At 44.1% G+C, this 14,009-nt stretch carries 13 protein-coding genes; 12 read left to right on the top strand and 1 reads right to left on the bottom strand.

What is annotated here, in order from left to right; all coding sequences use genetic code 11:
• Nucleotides 1–43 precede the first annotated feature (43 nt).
• The 8 genes from NSQ76_RS18330 to pyrG all read left to right on the top strand — a co-directional run bounded on the left by NSQ76_RS18330 (nucleotide 44) and on the right by pyrG (nucleotide 9,545).
• On the top strand, nucleotides 44–2,155 hold the full coding sequence (locus NSQ76_RS18330) for a heterodisulfide reductase-related iron-sulfur binding cluster (RefSeq protein ID WP_024426357.1): 2,112 nt from the start codon (nucleotides 44–46) through the stop codon (nucleotides 2,153–2,155).
• Between the two features lie 103 nt (nucleotides 2,156–2,258).
• The gene (locus tag NSQ76_RS18325) at nucleotides 2,259–3,452 is read left to right on the top strand and encodes an acetyl-CoA C-acetyltransferase (protein ID WP_268478961.1); all 1,194 of its coding nucleotides are present in this window, start codon (nucleotides 2,259–2,261) and stop codon (nucleotides 3,450–3,452) included.
• On the top strand, nucleotides 3,452–4,315 hold the full coding sequence (locus NSQ76_RS18320) for a 3-hydroxybutyryl-CoA dehydrogenase (protein WP_285710410.1): 864 nt from the start codon (nucleotides 3,452–3,454) through the stop codon (nucleotides 4,313–4,315). The genes NSQ76_RS18325 and NSQ76_RS18320 overlap by 1 nt, the downstream gene beginning before the upstream one ends.
• Nucleotides 4,316–4,326: 11 nt before the next feature.
• Nucleotides 4,327–5,439: an acyl-CoA dehydrogenase family protein gene (locus NSQ76_RS18315; protein WP_341055294.1), complete on the top strand. Its 1,113-nt coding sequence runs from the start codon at nucleotides 4,327–4,329 to the stop codon at nucleotides 5,437–5,439.
• 16 nt (nucleotides 5,440–5,455) lie between these two features.
• A complete protein-coding gene (locus NSQ76_RS18310; RefSeq protein ID WP_341055292.1) occupies nucleotides 5,456–6,598 on the top strand; it encodes an acyl-CoA dehydrogenase in 1,143 nt (380 codons plus the stop codon).
• Nucleotides 6,599–6,744: 146 nt separating this feature from the next.
• Nucleotides 6,745–6,942, top strand: a complete 198-nt coding sequence (locus NSQ76_RS18305) for a hypothetical protein (protein ID WP_024423752.1) — start codon at nucleotides 6,745–6,747, stop codon at nucleotides 6,940–6,942.
• Nucleotides 6,943–7,158: 216 nt separating this feature from the next.
• A complete protein-coding gene (rpoE, locus tag NSQ76_RS18300; protein ID WP_024423751.1) occupies nucleotides 7,159–7,698 on the top strand; it encodes a DNA-directed RNA polymerase subunit delta in 540 nt (179 codons plus the stop codon).
• 239 nt (nucleotides 7,699–7,937) lie between these two features.
• Entirely contained in the window at nucleotides 7,938–9,545 is a 1,608-nt protein-coding gene (gene pyrG, locus NSQ76_RS18295) for a glutamine hydrolyzing CTP synthase (protein ID WP_024423750.1), read from the top strand.
• A 40-nt stretch (nucleotides 9,546–9,585) separates the two neighbouring features.
• Here pyrG and NSQ76_RS18290 read toward each other — a convergent pair whose 3' ends face one another.
• On the bottom strand, nucleotides 9,586–10,116 hold the full coding sequence (locus NSQ76_RS18290; protein WP_024423749.1) for a DUF2529 domain-containing protein: 531 nt from the start codon (nucleotides 10,114–10,116) through the stop codon (nucleotides 9,586–9,588).
• 180 nt (nucleotides 10,117–10,296) lie between these two features.
• Between NSQ76_RS18290 and NSQ76_RS18285 the strand changes: the two genes are divergently transcribed.
• The 4 genes from NSQ76_RS18285 to NSQ76_RS18270 all read left to right on the top strand — a co-directional run bounded on the left by NSQ76_RS18285 (nucleotide 10,297) and on the right by NSQ76_RS18270 (nucleotide 13,994).
• Complete coding sequence (locus tag NSQ76_RS18285) at nucleotides 10,297–10,671, top strand: response regulator (protein ID WP_003214681.1); 375 nt, start codon at nucleotides 10,297–10,299, stop codon at nucleotides 10,669–10,671.
• A gap of 178 nt (nucleotides 10,672–10,849) precedes the next feature.
• A complete protein-coding gene (locus NSQ76_RS18280; RefSeq protein ID WP_024423748.1) occupies nucleotides 10,850–11,707 on the top strand; it encodes a class II fructose-bisphosphate aldolase in 858 nt (285 codons plus the stop codon).
• Nucleotides 11,708–11,818: 111 nt separating this feature from the next.
• Nucleotides 11,819–12,457: a fructose-6-phosphate aldolase gene (fsa, locus tag NSQ76_RS18275; RefSeq protein WP_024426351.1), complete on the top strand. Its 639-nt coding sequence runs from the start codon at nucleotides 11,819–11,821 to the stop codon at nucleotides 12,455–12,457.
• 247 nt (nucleotides 12,458–12,704) lie between these two features.
• On the top strand, nucleotides 12,705–13,994 hold the full coding sequence (locus NSQ76_RS18270) for a UDP-N-acetylglucosamine 1-carboxyvinyltransferase (protein ID WP_024423746.1): 1,290 nt from the start codon (nucleotides 12,705–12,707) through the stop codon (nucleotides 13,992–13,994).
• Nucleotides 13,995–14,009: the final 15 nt, after the last annotated feature.

Raw genomic sequence — 14,009 nt, 5'->3', positions numbered from 1 at the left:
AAACGGAACAAAGTGGGTTTTGGGGAATGAAAGGGGGAGCAAGATGAATAGCCTTTTAATCATCAACTTGATCGCATTTGCGGCGGTGACCGCTTACGCAGTGTATTTGTTTGTTTATCTCATTCGAACACGAGCGGCGTATATTCGTCTTGGTAAAAAAGAAGAGTTTCAACAAGACATGAAGAAACGCTTAGAGCGTGTTTGGGTCAATGTATTTGGGCAAAAGAAGCTGTTAAAGGACAAGAAGAGCGGCATCATTCATGTGCTGTTTTTCTACGGATTTATCCTCGTACAGTTCGGAGCCCTTGATTTTATTCTGAAAGGGCTTATTCCAGACAGCGGGCTTCCTTTAGGTCCGGTGTACGGCGTCTTTACGTTTTTCCAAGAGGTGGTCACACTTCTCATTTTAGTGGCCGTTGTATGGGCTTTCCATAGAAGATACGTGGAGAAGCTTGTCCGTTTAAAACGAGGCTTCAAATCAGGTCTAGTGCTTTTATTTATTGGCGGCTTAATGCTGACAGTCTTACTTGGGAACGGCATGAACATCATCTGGCATGGACACTCTCTATCACCAACTGAGCCAATCGCTTCTGGTATTGCTTTCTTGCTGGGCGGAATTTCACCTCTTGCGGCTGCGATTGTTTTTTATGCCGCATGGTGGGTGCATCTTCTTATTTTGCTGACATTCTTAGTATACGTTCCGCAGTCAAAGCACGCTCATCTAATTGCAGGGCCTGTGAATGTATTTGTCAGCAGATTAGACCCGCCAGGCAAGCTGCAAAAGATCGATTTTGAAGATGAGACACAAGAGACCTTCGGTGTGGGAAAAATTGAAGACTTCCGTCAGTCTCAGCTCATCGACCTTTACGCCTGTGTGGAATGCGGGCGCTGCACGAATATGTGCCCGGCAACAGGGACAGGGAAGATGCTGTCTCCGATGGATTTGATTTTAAGGTTAAGAGATCATTTAACCAATAAAGGAGCCGCTATTACATCAAAGACACCTTGGGTCCCGCAGCTTGCCTTCAAGCAGACAACAGGAAACCAGCTGGCACTGCAGGCGAGAGGAGCAGGTGCGGAAGAGTCGGCTGCCAGCTCGATATATCATCCTTCTCTTATTGGAGAGGTCATTACAGAAGAAGAAATCTGGGCATGTACGACGTGCCGAAACTGTGAAGACCAATGCCCTGTCATGAATGAACACGTTGATAAGATTATTGATATGCGCAGATATCTTGTCTTGACTGAAGGAAAAATGGACGCAGATGCACAGCGTGCCATGACAAGCATTGAGCGCCAAGGGAATCCGTGGGGATTAAACCGGAAAGAAAGAGAAAATTGGCGTGAACTGAGAGAAGATGTGCATGTGCCGACAGTGAAAGAGCTGAAAAAAGCAGAGCAAACTTTTGATTATTTATTCTGGGTTGGTTCAATGGGGGCTTATGACAATCGAAGCCAAAAGATTGCGCTTGCCTTTGCGAAGCTACTCAATGAAGCGGGGGTCTCCTTTGCGATCCTAGGCAATAAAGAGAAGAACTCAGGTGATACACCAAGAAGACTCGGAAACGAATTTTTATTCCAAGAGCTTGCTGCAAAAAACATTGAAGAATTCCAGAAAAACGGCGTTACAAAGATCGTCACGATTGATCCACACGCCTACAACTTATTTAAAAATGAATATCCAGACTTCGGACTTGAGGCAGAAGTGTACCATCATACAGAATTACTGGCAGAGTTAGTGAAAGAAGGGAAAATAACACCTGTACATGAAGTAAACGAAGTGATTACCTTCCACGACTCTTGCTACCTAGGCAGATATAATGAAGTGTACGACCCGCCAAGAGACATTTTAAAAGCCATTCCTGGTGTGACGCTGAAAGAAATGGAGCGCAATCGTGAAACTGGTATGTGCTGCGGAGCAGGCGGGGGCTTAATGTGGATGGAAGAAGAGACGGGTACCCGGATTAACACTGCACGAACGGAGCAGGCGTTACAGGTACAGCCGTCCATCATCAGCTCAGGGTGTCCTTATTGCTTAACGATGCTGGGAGATGGGACGAAGGCGAAGGAAGTAGAGGAGCAGGTAGGCACATTTGATGTCGCCGAACTTCTTGAAAAATCAGTGTTTGGTGAGCCTGGAAAGCAGGTGTCGTAAACATGACAGGCCGATGAATAGGATGTTCATCGGCTTATCCATGGCGCTGTTTCATCAGCTGCCTAAATGATATGTAAGCGGTAACAAATGGGGAGGGGCATATATGAGTACGACGGTCATTGTATCTGGAGCAAGAACACCATTTGGAAAACTAGGCGGTGCTCTCAGTGGTTTGACTGCTGCAGAACTAGGCGGTATAGCGATCAAGGCTGCACTGGAAAGAGTTTCGGGTTCTCATGAAATAGATGAGGTCATCATGGGATGTGTTTTACAAGGAGGGCAAGGGCAGATTCCTTCAAGGCAAGCAGCAAGATATGCTGATCTTCCTTGGTCTGTTCCAACACAAACCATCAATAAAGTCTGTGCATCCGGAATGCGCAGTGTGACTGCAGCAGATCAAAGCATTCGAGCCGGAGATGCTGAGGTCATCGCAGCGGGCGGTATGGAATCTATGTCTCATGCTCCTTATCTGCTAAAAAAAGCGCGATGGGGCTACAAAATGGGAGATGCTGCAGTACAAGATGCGATGATTTTAGATGGGTTAACCTGTTCGTTTACAGGCGTTCATATGGGTGAGTATGGAAGTATGGCTGCAATGGAGCTCGGCATCACGCGGGAAGAGCAGGATCTGTGGGCACTCAGAAGTCATGAACGGGCCATCGAAGCGCAAAAAAACGGCTTTTTTCAACATGAAATCACTCCCGTCACCGTCAAAATAAAAACGGGAGAACGGCTGATCACAGAAGATGAGTCTCCGCGGCGTGATACGTCATATGAACGGCTGTCTAAGCTCATGCCTGTTTTTGATCAGAAGGGTACCATCACCGCTGGAAATGCACCAGGTGTCAATGATGGTGCAAGTGCGCTCCTTTTAATGAAAGACACGTATGCTGCACGGCATGACGTAAAGCCAATGGCAGTCGTTCTCGGTCATGCTCAGGTTGCTGTAGAGGCGAAGGATTTTCCGAAAACACCAGCCTTTGCTATCGAGAAGCTTTTAAAGAAAACAGGAAAGCGCCTAGAGGATATTGATTTGTTTGAAATCAATGAGGCCTTTTCAGCTGTGGCTTTGGCATGTGAAAAAATAACCGGGATCGACCGGCGGAAAATGAATATCAACGGAGGAGCTGTCGCACTCGGTCATCCAATTGGGGCAAGCGGAACACGCGTGATATTGACATTGATTCATGCATTAAGACAAAGAGGCGGAGGCCTTGGCATTGCGGCGATTTGCAGCGGAGGCGGTCAAGGAGACGCCATCATGATAAAGGTAGATGAAAAGGGAGGCGTTTATTGATGAGTATAGAAGAGACCGTTATGGTCGTTGGGGCTGGTCAAATGGGATCAGGCATTGCCCAAGTGTTTGCTCAGTCAGGCTATACAGTCCTGCTTCATGATGTATCAGAAAAGCAGATTCATCGAGCGATTTCCTCCATGACCAAACAACTGACGAAGCGGGCAGAAAAAGGAAAGCTGGCACATCAGGCAGTCCGAGATATTACGCAGCGGCTTGCCGTTTCCACAGATTTAAAAGACATGCAACAGGCTCATTTAGTCATAGAAGCCGCATCAGAACAAATGAGTGTGAAAAAACAAATCTTTGAAACACTTGATCAATTTGCAGAGGCTGAGGCCATATTTGCGACAAACACGTCTTCCTTGTCGATCACAGAATTAGCAGCTGTGACGAGCAGACCGGATAAAGTGATTGGCATGCATTTTATGAATCCGGTTCCTGTCATGAAACTGGTTGAAGTCATTCGAGCACTGCAAACGAGTGATGACACATATCAAGTTGTTTATGAAACAGCGAAGACATTAAACAAAACCCCAATTGAAGTGGAAGACTTCCCGGGGTTTGTATCAAATCGCATATTGATGCCAATGATCAATGAAGCCATTTACACCCTGTATGAAGGCGTAGCAGATGCAGAAAGCATTGATGACGTGATGACACTTGGGATGAATCATCCAATGGGGCCGCTTCGTCTAGCTGATTTCATCGGACTGGATACATGTTTATTTATTATGAATACCCTTCACGAGGGACTTGGAGACAGCAAATATCGGCCTTGTCCTCTTTTGAAAAAATACGTGAATGCAGGCTGGCTGGGCAAAAAGACAAAGAGAGGTTTTTACACATACCACGACCACTCATAGGGGGAGTCAAGATGGATGTTTTGCTTACGGATAAACAGCGTCTCTGGAGAGAACAGACAGCAGAATTTGCACGCCAGCATATATTCCCTGAAGTAGAAGCCATGGAACAAGGCCGGTTTCCAAACACCCTTTTAAGTGAAATGGGGCGGAAAGGCTATCTAGGAATTCCAATACCAGCTTCGTATCAAGGCTTAGGAGCAGATTTTACAACGTATATCATCGCAATCCATGAATTATCGAAAGTGAGTGCGACCATCGGTGTCATTGTGTCCGTTCATACATCTGTTGTGACGATGCCTATTTTGACTTTTGGAACGAAGGAACAAAAAGAAACTTATGTGCCGCCGCTTGCATCCGGGAAGAAGCTGGGCGCCTTTTGTCTGACTGAACCAAAGGCCGGATCAGATGCCTCCAGTATTCAGTTAAGAGCAGAGCGGAGGGGCGGCGATTATGTATTAAATGGGACGAAAATCTTTATCACAAGCGGCGGAGAAGCAGAACTGTATCTTGTCTTTGCGGTGACCGATCCCGCTTCTGCGAGAAAAAATATATCGGCGTTCATTGTCGAGAAAGATACGCCGGGATTTACGATTGGAAAAGATGAGAAAAAGATGGGACTGCACGGTTCAAAAACAGTCACGCTTCATTTTGATGGCGTGCGGATTCCAAAAGATCAGCTGCTCGGTGCAGAAGGAGAGGGCTTTCAAATTGCCATGTCCAGCCTAAATGCAGGGAGAATTGGAATTGCGGCTCAAAGCCTTGGCATTGCAGAAGCCGCTTTAACCGAGGCAGTGACCTATTTAAAGAAGCATCCAGCAGGTCTTGAAACGACCATTCGGCTGGGCGATTTGGCGGCGAAGCTTGAGGCAGCCAAACTACTCGTCTATCAAGCGGCTTCTTTCAAAGAGGCAAATCGACCGGTCACAAAGGAAGCATCAATGGCAAAGCTATTTGCTTCAAAAACGGCGGTAGAGATCAGTACAGAAGCGATCCATTTGCTAGGCATGGATGGTTATACGAATCGCTATCAAGCAGAACGTTACTTTCGTGATGCGAAAATTTGTGAAATCTATGAAGGAACAAGTGAAATTCAAAGGCTGGTCATCTGTAAACAGCTAATATGAAACGAGGTGGCTCACGATGCAGTTCCAATTAAGTGATGAACATGAAATGATTCAAAAAATGGTGAGAGACTTTGCGAAAAATGAAGTGGAGCCAACAGCAGCAAAGCGAGACGACACAGAGACATATGATCCATCTATTTTTCGCAAAATGGCGGAGCTCGGTTTAACGGGTATCCCTTGGCCGGAAGACGTGGGCGGAATTGGCAGTGACTATTTAGCCTACGTCATAGCAGTTGAGGAGCTTTCAAGAGTGTGCGCCTCTACAGGTGTCACCCTGTCCGCTCATACATCTCTTGCTTCATGGCCAATCTATACATTCGGAACAAAGGAACAAAAAGAGACCTACTTAAAACCGCTTGCAGAAGGGCAGAAGATGGGAGCATACGCACTTACTGAGAGCGGTTCTGGTTCAGATGCTGGCGGAATGAAGACAACGGCCGTCAAGGCAGGCAGTGAATATGTCCTGAACGGGGCGAAAATCTTTATTACAAATGGAGGCATTGCAGATTATTATATTGTGTTTGCCGTAACAGACCAAGAAGCTTCATCTCGAAATACAACTGCTTTTATTGTAGAAAAAGAGACACCTGGTTTTTCCGTTGGCAAAAAGGAAAGCAAACTGGGCATACGTTCTTCGCCAACAACTGAAATTCGATTTGAAGATTGCCGAATTCATGAAAGGAACCGGCTCGGTCAAGAAGGAGAAGGGTTCAAAATAGCCATGATGACACTCGATGGCGGCAGAAACGGCATTGCTGCACAGGCGGTTGGGATTGCTCAAGGCGCTCTTGATGCGGCGGTTGATTATGCCAAGGAGCGTAAACAATTTGGCAAACCAATCATTCAGCAGCAAGGGATCGCCTTTAAGCTGGCTGATATGGCAACAGCGATTGAAGCATCAAGGCTGCTTACTTATCAGGCGGCATGGCTCGAAACGAAAGGTCTTCCGTATGGGAAGGAATCTGCCATGTCCAAGCTCTTTGCCGGTGATACAGCGATGAAGGTGACGACAGAAGCGGTTCAAATCTTCGGCGGGTACGGCTACACAAAGGATTACCCAGTCGAACGATACATGCGTGATGCGAAAATCACTCAAATTTATGAAGGAACTCAGGAAATCCAGCGTCTGGTCATCTCAAGGAAACTGCTAGATATGTAGAAAACAAGCAAAGACCGCCTGAACGTGAGGTGGTCTGTTTTTGTTCGTCATGCAGTTTTCAAATGTAAGCGCATTGTCAATGTTCATCCATATCATCATCGTATTATGTTAAAATTAGGGAAAATATCAATATGGAGGTTATGATGATGAACTCAACAATTATGGGCATTTTGGCAATCGTCACGATGGTGATCTGGATCATGGTGTCCGCGGAGCTTTCCAAATCTCCAAAAAAGCAGGAAGAAAAAGAAAACAGCCGCAGAAAACTAATCGTACTCATGTCTGCTGGAATGTTATTCACGATTCCTGTCGTTGTCTCACTCATTCAGAACATCCCATTTTAAAACAGACGAGAAAAAACTGAACGACAAAAAGCATACCGTACACACTCTAGGTGCTCCCCGTGAGAAAAATCAAAAATTAACATCAATAAAGGTGGCATAAACTCCCCTAATTTGTTTATAATGAGAGGTATGGTTTGTCGTAAGAATAAGGTATAAGTACTTATTATTTCACTGATAAATGGATACATACATGTAATAGAAAGGGAGTGTCTGACCTTGAGTTTGAAAGAATACTCACAGGAACAGCTCAAACAAATGTCTTTAGTTGAACTTGCTTATGAAATTTTCAGAGACAGTAAAACACCAATTACGTTTTCCGAGTTAATAGATGAAATTGTCCGTTTGCAAGGAATACAAAAATCCGATCTAGATGATCGACTTGCTCAATTTTATACAGACTTAAATATAGATGGCCGCTTTATTTCGTTAGGTGATCAGAGATGGGGACTTCGCAGCTGGTATCCAGTTGATCAAATCGAAGAAGAAGTTCAGCCAGCTGTGAAAACAAAAGCGAAAAAGAAAAAATCAAAAGCAGCTGTCGTTGAAGACGACTTCGATGAGATCGAAGAGGAAGAAGAAATTGACGAGCTTGAAGAAGACCTTGATCTTGTTGAAGACGACGATGATCTCGACCTAGACGATGATGAAGAAATTGAAGAAGATCTTGAAGACTTCGACGAAGATGATGATGAAGATGATGACGGCTTAACGGAGATTGATGAAGACGATTTAGACGATGATGAGGAAGACAAATAACCCTCTCAAACCGGTCTTCAAAACAGGACAAAACCGTCTTGACTTTCGAGAGCGAACTATGTAGTATGTATTTTGGGCTCTCTAAAAAAGAGTACGTAAAGATACGTTCATTTACGCTCCCTTTCATTTATTTGAAAGGGAGCTTTCTTATTTTTCAAGAGATTTAGGGATACACTCTAAAAAGGATGAAACTGTGCATGTGTAGACATGCAAGGGTAAAAAAGAGAGGAGCATACGAAATGACAAAGTATATTTTTGTAACAGGAGGAGTTGTTTCCTCACTTGGAAAAGGAATCACGGCTGCATCGTTAGGCCGCCTTCTGAAAAATAGAGGGATGGATGTTACCATTCAAAAATTCGATCCATACATCAACGTAGACCCAGGGACAATGAGTCCATACCAGCACGGTGAGGTTTTTGTCACAGATGATGGTGCTGAAACAGACCTTGACTTAGGTCACTACGAGCGTTTCATTGATATTAACTTAAACAAGTACAGCAACGTCACAACTGGTAAAATCTATTCTACTGTTCTGAAGAAAGAGCGCCGCGGTGATTACTTAGGTGGAACAGTACAGGTCATTCCCCACATTACAAATGAAATCAAAGACCGCGTGTACCGTGCCGGAAAAGAAACGGGTGCAGATGTGGTCATTACAGAAATCGGCGGGACAGTAGGAGATATCGAATCCCTTCCATTCCTTGAAGCCATTCGTCAAATGAAGAGTGACATCGGCCGTGAAAACGTGATGTACATTCATTGTACCCTTGTTCCTTACATCCGTGCAGCGGGTGAATTGAAAACAAAACCAACACAGCATAGTGTAAAAGAACTTCGCAGTCTTGGTATTCAGCCAAACGTCATCGTGGTCAGAACGGAAATGCCAATGACGCAAGATATGAAAGACAAAATTGCGCTATTCTGTGATATTGATACAAAAGCTGTTATCGAATGTCAGGATGCAGACACGCTATACTCCATTCCGCTTGATTTACAAAAACAAGGGCTGGACAAGCTAGTATGTGAACATATGAAACTTGACTGCCAAGATGCGGACATGACAGAGTGGACAGCGCTTGTTGATAAAGTGCAAAACCTTTCGAAACAAGTCACAATTGGTCTTGTAGGGAAGTATGTTGAGCTGCAAGATGCTTATATTTCAGTCGTTGAATCACTTCGTCATGCTGGTTATGCGTTTGATGCAGATGTTCAAATTAAATGGATCAATGCAGAAGAAGTGACAGCAGAGAATATCGCTGATTTCGTACAAGATGTTGACGGTATTATTGTTCCTGGAGGCTTCGGAGACCGCGGAGTAGAAGGGAAAATCATTGCTACGCAATATGCCCGTGAAAACAAAGTGCCATTCTTCGGAATCTGCTTAGGAATGCAAGTGGCATCTATCGAATACGCGAGAAACGTATTAGGCCTTGAGGGAGCTCATTCAGCGGAAATTGATCCTGAAACAGCATTCCCAATCATTGACCTTCTTCCAGAACAGAAGGATGTAGATGATCTAGGCGGAACACTTCGTCTCGGTCTATACCCTTGTAAATTAAATGAAGACTCAAAAGCATTTGCTGCATACAATGACGAAGTGGTCTACGAACGCCACCGTCATCGCTACGAGTTTAATAACGAATACAGACAGCAAATGGAAGCAGCAGGCTTTGTCTTCTCAGGTACAAGTCCAGACGGACGTCTTGTTGAAATTATTGAGCTGAAGGATCACCCTTGGTTCCTTGCTTCTCAGTTCCACCCAGAATTTGTTTCAAGACCAACAAGACCACAGCCGTTATTTAGAGATTTCGTTGGTGCTTCACTCCAAGCATCTGAATCAAAATAAAACAAAAAACTGCCGAGAATATCACTTCTCGGCAGTTTTTTTATTCATATTCCTCAACGATTTCCTTCACAGTAAACGATAGAGCGTGGTAGACGTATAAGCAGGTCATTAAAGCAGGATAACCAAACCTTGTCCCATCTTCAGCGGGCACAAGCGGTTTCTTGAGCTGGAAATCAATGTGGACATCACAATGCTCTTCAATCGTGGACGGCTCCTTTTGTGCCGGTCCTACACCAACAACGGGCGTACCTTGTTCGTGCAGTTCTTTGACAAGAGATTGAATTTCTGGATCTTCTGGGTCTGAATAAAATAGCAGCACCCTGTCACTTGGATGAAGTAAGCTGCGCTCCTTTTGATCGAGGGGCAGTACCTTCGCACCGGGAAATGGCTCCTTGCTTTCAGATGCCTCTAGGGCGACAGCAGCCAGTTCATTCTTTCCATGAAAATAAACGGCATGTCCACTGACCACAGCCTGTGCAAGAAGGCGTGCACCGTCCTCAATCGCTTCAGCCTGCTTTTCTCCAATACGTGAAAAAATACCTGATAACTGGGTCGTAAAAATTTTTAACAAGACTCATTTCCTCCTTCGGTCAGATCATTTTATAATAGAATATAAAGAGAATATTAGGAAAAATGCTCAGAAAATGTCGTAAAGTAAACTATTATAATTAAAGGAAATGTGAAAATCAAACAGAATTATTTAACAACAGCTCTTTTTATGGCGAAAAATGAAAGCAATGGGGTGTAACAGATGAATGAGAAAATTTTAATTGTCGATGATCAGTACGGTATTAGAATATTATTGAATGAAGTGTTTCATAAAGAAGGCTATCAAACCTTTCAAGCTGCCAATGGACTTCAGGCATTAGATATTGTGAAAAACCATAGACCGAACCTTGTCCTGCTTGATATGAAAATTCCCGGAATGGATGGTATCGAAATTTTAAAACGAATGAAATTAATTGATGAAGACATTCGTGTCATCATTATGACAGCCTATGGAGAATTAGATATGATCCAAGAGTCCAAAGAACTCGGTGCATTGACGCACTTCGCTAAGCCTTTTGATATTGATGAAATCCGAGATGCTGTTAAAGAATACCTGCCGCTTGAAACAAATGGCTAGATGGAAATGATTGAATCGAGTCATTCTGTTGCCGATTTGTCGAATAATTGGTATTCTAGAAAAGAAGAAGAAAGCGATCTGACTTTGAAAGTTTACATATGGCGAGAAATTCTGGTCATGCTAGGGTGGAGAGCTTTTTTTAGCAAGCAAATTAGCTACATAGGGAGGATTTTTCATCATGCCTTTAGTTTCAATGACAGAAATGTTGAAAGACGCAAAGGAAAAAGGTTACGCTGTTGGACAGTTTAACTTAAATAACTTAGAATTCACGCAAGCGATTTTACAAGCTGCTGAAGAAGAGAAATCTCCTGTTATCTTAGGAGTATCTGAAGGAGCAGGACGCTACATGGGCGGCTTCAAAACAGTTGTCGCAATGGTTAAAGCGTTAATCGAAGAATATAATGTAACAGTTCCTGTTGCGATTCATTTAGATCACGGTTCAAGCTTTGAATCTTGTGCAAAAGCGATTCATGCAGGATTTACTTCTGTCATGATCGATGCTTCTCACCATCCATTCGATGAGAATGTGGAAACAACTGCGAAAGTCGTTGAACTTGCACATTTCCATGGTGTGTCTGTAGAAGCTGAACTTGGAACTGTTGGTGGGCAAGAAGATGACGTCATCGCTGAAGGCGTTATTTATGCTGATCCAAAAGAGTGCCAAGAGCTTGTAGAACGCACTGGTATTGACTGCCTTGCACCTGCATTAGGTTCAGTACATGGTCCATACAAAGGTGAACCAAACCTTGGTTTCGCTGAAATGGAAGAAATCGGTAAAACAACTGGTCTTCCACTTGTTCTTCACGGCGGAACAGGTATCCCAACTGCTGACATCAAGCGTGCAATTTCACTTGGTACAGCAAAAATCAATGTAAACACTGAAAACCAAATTGCTTCTGCGAAAGCAGTACGCGAAACACTTGCTGCAAAAACAGAAGAGTATGATCCACGTAAATATCTTGGACCAGCTCGTGACGCAATTAAAGCGACTGTTATCGGCAAAATGCGCGAATTTGGTTCTTCTAACCAAGCATAATTTGATGAGAACCGAAAGCCGCCTGAGTCACAGGCGGTTTTCTCCATATCTTGAGAAAGCGCAATCAAATTTACATTTCAGACAATTTATTGATAGGAGAGTGGCACAGTTATGTTATTTTTCGTAGATACAGCGAATATTGAAGACATCAAAGAGGCGCACGAGCTTGGCATTTTAGCAGGCGTCACAACAAACCCTAGTTTAGTAGCGAAAGAAAAGGACGTCTCATTCCACGACCGCCTTCGCGAAATCACTGACGTGGTATCAGGTTCTGTCAGTGCAGAAGTGATTTCCTTAAAAGCAGAGGAAATGATTGAAGAAGGAAAAGAGCTAGCTGCCATTGCACCGAATATCACAGTCAAAATTCCAATGACTACAGATGGCCTTAAAGCTGTCAAAGCATTAACAGACCTTGGAATTAAAACAAACGTCACATTGATTTTTAGTGCAAACCAGGCACTTCTTGCAGCTAGAGCTGGTGCGACGTATGTTTCTCCATTCCTTGGCCGCTTAGATGACATTGGCCAAAATGGTCTTGATCTCATCAGCGAAGTGAAAACTATTTTTGATGTTCATGGATTAGATACACAAATCATTGCTGCATCTATTCGTCATCCGCAGCATGTGACAGAAGCTGCGCTTAGAGGTGCTCATATCGGCACAATGCCGCTGAAAGTCATCAAGCAGCTGACGAAACACCCATTAACGGATGCAGGCATTGAGCAATTTTTAGCAGACTGGAATAAATAAATGATTGTGGCAGGCGGGATCGTCTCTCGTTTGCCGCAGTTTTCCTTATAAACGCTAAGAAATGTTTTGTGCAAAGAAGAGAACATCACAGCCTCGCAAAGCTTCGATTATTTTTCTTCCGACAAATTTCGTTTAACCTGTATTCTTTCTCTTGATATTGGCTAAATTTTGGACAAGACCTTTTAAAGCGCGACATCCACAAACAGTATAACTCCAACAGTGATCTTCTTTAAGAAGGGAGACAAATATGGAAAAGTTAAACATTGCCGGCGGTGATCCCTTGCGCGGGACCGTACATATTAGTGGTGCGAAAAATAGTGCTGTGGCACTGATTCCTGCCACGATTCTTGCTGATTCTCCAGTAACCATTGAAGGCCTTCCGCATATATCAGATATCGACACATTACGGGATCTGTTAGAAGAAATTGGCGGAAAGGTCACTTTTGAAAAAGGTGAAATGGTTGTGAATCCTGTTTCCATGATCAGTATGCCGCTTCCTAATGGAAAAGTGAAGAAACTGCGTGCATCCTATTATTTAATGGGCGCCATGCTGGGCAGATTTAAGCAGGCTGTCATCGGACTGCCAGGAGGATGCCACTTAGGACCTAGGCCGATCGATCAGCATATCAAAGGCTTTGAAGCACTTGGAGCCGAGGTGACAAACGAGCAGGGTGCGATTTATTTGCGTGCTGAAAAATTAGTCGGAGCCCGGATTTATCTTGATGTTGTCAGTGTAGGTGCGACGATCAACATCATGCTGGCAGCCGTACTGGCTGAAGGAAAAACCGTGATTGAAAATGCTGCAAAGGAACCCGAAATTATTGATGTAGCGACACTGCTTGCAAGCATGGGAGCCAAAATCAAAGGTGCGGGTACCGATGTCATTCGAATCGAAGGTGTAGAATCTCTTCATGGCTGTAAGCATTCAATCATCCCTGACCGCATCGAAGCAGGAACATTTTTAATAGCTGGTGCAGCGATGGGAGATGAAGTTGTACTTGATAATGTGATCCCAACTCATTTAGAATCAATTACGGCGAAACTTAGAGAAATGGGGTTCACCATTGAAACGAGCAACGATCAGATGCTGATCGTTGGCAGAAACGAAGGACTCAAGCCTGTCGATATCAAAACCCTTGTGTATCCGGGCTTTCCGACTGACCTTCAGCAGCCGATGACGGCGCTGTTAACAAAAGCAAAAGGCACGAGTGTGGTCACAGATACGATCTACTCAGCCCGCTTTAAGCACATTGACGAATTGCGTCGAATGGGTGCAAACATGAAGGTCGAAGGAAGATCTGCTATTATTACCGGACAAACACAGCTCCAAGGAGCAAAGGTTAAAGCAAGTGATCTGCGTGCAGGCGCTTGTCTTGTTGTCGCAGGGTTAATGGCAGACGGTGTGACCGAAATCACAGGGCTTGAACATATAGACAGAGGATATAGTTTGCTTGAGAAGAAGCTTGAAGGCTTGGGTGCAACCATCTGGCGTGAAAAGCTGAATGACCAAGAAATAGAAGAACTTCAAAATTCATAAGGCTTTGACTGTGAG

The organism is Bacillus sp. FSL M8-0256, from assembly GCF_038005765.1.
GTDB lineage: Bacteria > Bacillota > Bacilli > Bacillales > Bacillaceae > Bacillus > Bacillus safensis.
This window is presented reverse-complemented; position numbering and strand designations above follow the sequence as displayed.